This is a genomic window from Persicitalea sp. (genome assembly GCF_041751555.1).
In the GTDB taxonomy this organism is placed as follows: Bacteria; Bacteroidota; Bacteroidia; order Cytophagales; family Spirosomataceae; genus Persicitalea.
In genome coordinates this window covers 1-2,229 of the sequence record NZ_JBGSXF010000333.1, presented here as the reverse complement: position 1 = coordinate 2,229, position 2,229 = coordinate 1, and the positions used below count along the sequence as shown (strand labels likewise).

At 50.0% G+C, this 2,229-nt stretch carries 3 protein-coding genes; all 3 read left to right on the top strand.

Annotated elements, in window-relative coordinates; translation table 11 throughout:
- Positions 1-616 (top strand): TonB family protein (locus tag ACEW8P_RS12005; protein WP_373513321.1); only part of this gene is annotated, 616 nt, incomplete at its 5' end.
- 46 nt (positions 617-662) lie between these two features.
- Positions 663-1,577, top strand: a complete 915-nt coding sequence (locus ACEW8P_RS12000; protein ID WP_373513320.1) for a TonB family protein — start codon at positions 663-665, stop codon at positions 1,575-1,577.
- Positions 1,578-1,583: 6 nt separating this feature from the next.
- Complete coding sequence (locus ACEW8P_RS11995) at positions 1,584-2,045, top strand: energy transducer TonB (protein WP_373513319.1); 462 nt, start codon at positions 1,584-1,586, stop codon at positions 2,043-2,045.
- Positions 2,046-2,229 lie beyond the last annotated feature (184 nt).

Here is a 2,229-nt window from a genome sequence, read left to right as displayed (position 1 = left end):
ACAGGGCAAAGTGTTCCTGACTTTCGTGGTCAACGCTGATGGCAGTGTTCAAGACATTAAAGTACTGAAAGGCATGGGATTCGGCACCGACGAGGAAGCGGTCAGAATCATGAAGCAGACGCCCAAATGGATACCCGGTGCGAAGGAGGACGGTGAAAAAGTGAACGTGAAGTACAACCTTCCGATCAGTTTTGTACTCCCGAAGGAGAAGAAAGCGGTTGGTCAAGCGGCAAGAGCAGAAAGTGAAACGATGGTGGCGGCTATTGAAAAACGAATGAGAACGGTCGAAGATGTCAATACTTTGGAGAGCCAGGAATCTCAGCGCGGAGCGGCTGTCGAAAAAAGAACGAACAGCGGAATCAAGATTAGCATTCGGGGAAACCGTCCTATGCCGAGTACCCACCCACCGCTTTTTGTGGTAGATGGCGTGATCCAACCTGCCACCGCCCCGAATTGGGATCATGCTGTTGGAGGTTTACAACTTGGTGCGCTTTCAAAGATTGACCCAAATGACATTGTATCCATCGACGTATTGAAAGAGGCTTCCGCCAAAGCCATCTACGGAGAACGGGGTGCCGATGTTGTGATAGTTGTCACTACCAAGCAGGGCAAGTAAAAGCAGCAGGATGTAAAGTAAATAACAAAGATTGACCCAAAGCCTTATGAAAGCCTTACTCGTTCTGTCGTCGTTTTTCACGCTACCAGTGACTTGGGCGCAGAATACCGCTTTCGAGGGATTTGTGTACGACGAGCAGGATCAGCCCATCGAGGATGCGATGGTTTCGGTTCTAAACATGGGAAGGCCGTACGCCGTGACCGACGCCACGGGCTATTTCTCACTAGACACGGTAGAGGCTGACGATAGTTTGGTGATAGATCACGTAGCCTACAGCCGAATCTACGTCGCGGTCGATAATCAAAAACGAGTGATTGTCAAACTGCCGCGCAGCCAGGAAAGGCTTCTGTCCTTCACAATGGTTGAATACTCGACGCAAGATGATTCCGATCTTATTTCACAAACAGACCTTTCACCAGAGGATAGAAAATGGAATACTTTAAGGAAACCTGCGTCGTACTTAGAAGGAAATTTGGCTATGGTGAAGTTCCTGGCTAAAACCATCAGCTACCCCACCGAAGCAGCAAGGAACGATATTCAGGGAATGGTAGAGGCTTCCTTCGTTGTCAATAAAAACGGCGATGTCCGCAGTCCGCGCATTGTCAAGAGCCTGGGTTACGGCTGCGACGAAGAGGTGATAAAAGCCGTGCTGAATATGCCCCGCTGGATTCCCGGCATCCAAAACGGCAAGACCGTGGACGTGCCGTTCACCTTGCCCGTTTGGTTTGCTTTGAAAGAGAAACCCAACCAATCGCTTCTGCCGGACTCGACCGTCAGCCAGAAAGCCGAACCAGTCTTTATGCTGCACGGCAAGATTGTGGAAGGCAAAGAAATAGGCGACGGATTGCAGGGGTTTGGCATCAAAAAGCTGGATGCTTTCAAAGGAAAACTGGCCGTTGACCAATTCGGTGACTCAGGTCGCAGCGGCTTTGTGCTGATTACCCCTAATTCAAGAAACTAGCGTCACATGAAAAATGACCGCTTCTCATGCAAATTGATAGCAGCCTGGGGGCTGTTTTTGCTATCGACTGCTGTCGGTTGTAAAACGGCCGCGCCCGACTCGGCAACTGTCAATCCGAAACAGGACGTCATTTTAGCGTGCGTTCTTGTCGAGAATCTGGAATTTCCTGGTGGGACGAAGGCGTTGGCAAAATACATTGCTGATAATCTAAAATACCCCAAAACAGCCTCCGAGGCAAAAGCGCAGGGCAAAGTGTTTGTCACTTTTGTGGTAACAGCAACGGGAAAATTGGAGGATATCAGGGTTCTGAAAGGGCTGGGTTACGGCACCGAGGCGGAGGCGCTTCGTCTGGTACGTGCAATGCCCCCCTGGAACCCCGGCCAATTAGATGGGAAAGCGATTTCCGTCAAATACAATCTACCAATCACATTCGAGCTTGACGCACAAACTGCGACCCATCGCCCCTAGAATTTTTGACGCCTATGAAAACCTTCTTTGATTCCAACCCAACGCATTTATCCCGACAACTACTCGATTGCGCCCTGGGCGACCCTTTCGACGCCTTGACCAATAATTTCCTGAGTTGCTCAACCCTAAAAAACCGCATCGCCATGCTCTACAAAGACCGAAATTCAAAGTGGGCCTTGGGCAA

Excerpts from the sequence above, each read along its gene's own strand:
- ACEW8P_RS11995 (WP_373513319.1), top strand. The coding sequence starts at position 1,584 with ATGAAAAATGACCGCTTCTCATGCAAATTGATAGCAGCCTGGGGGCTG.
- ACEW8P_RS12000 (WP_373513320.1), top strand. The coding sequence starts at position 663 with ATGAAAGCCTTACTCGTTCTGTCGTCGTTTTTCACGCTACCAGTGACT.